Origin of the sequence: Streptomyces caelestis (genome assembly GCF_001279005.1) — a bacterium.
Taxonomy (GTDB): domain Bacteria; phylum Actinomycetota; class Actinomycetes; order Streptomycetales; family Streptomycetaceae; genus Streptomyces; species Streptomyces heliomycini.
On sequence record NZ_LGCN01000016.1, the window covers coordinates 1 to 448 of the forward strand.

The 448-nt window shown below is 73.9% G+C and carries 1 protein-coding gene; it reads right to left on the bottom strand.

The genetic code is table 11. The features are described 5' to 3' along the window. A partial coding sequence (locus ADK41_RS02460; protein WP_159043936.1) for an SDR family NAD(P)-dependent oxidoreductase occupies positions 1-448 on the bottom strand: 448 nt, incomplete at both ends.

Below are 448 nucleotides of genomic sequence, written 5' to 3' on the forward strand. Positions count from 1 at the left end.
GTCCCGGGTCAGCTCATGGAGGTGCCAGGCGGCGTCGACCTTGGGCCGCAGCACGTCCGAGATCCGCTCCGCCGACAGCGACGTCACCACACCGTCGTCGAGGACGCCGGCCGCGTGGACGACGGCGGTCAGCGGGTGCGCCGTGTCGATCCCGGCGAGCAGTGTCTCGGCCGCCTCGCGGTCGGCCATGTCGCAGGCGGTGATGTCGACGACCGCTCCGGCGGCGGTGAGTTCGTCCCGCAGCTCGACGGCGCCCTCGGCGTCGATGCCCCGGCGGGACACCAGGAGGAGGCGGCGCGCGCCCCGCGCGGTCACCAGGTGGCGGGCCAGTTCCCGGCCCAGGCCTCCCGTGCCGCCGGTGATGAGGACGGTGCCCTCGGGGTTCCAGCGCGGCGGCATCGTCAGCACGATCTTGCCGATGTGCTTGGCCCGGCTCATGAAGCGGAAC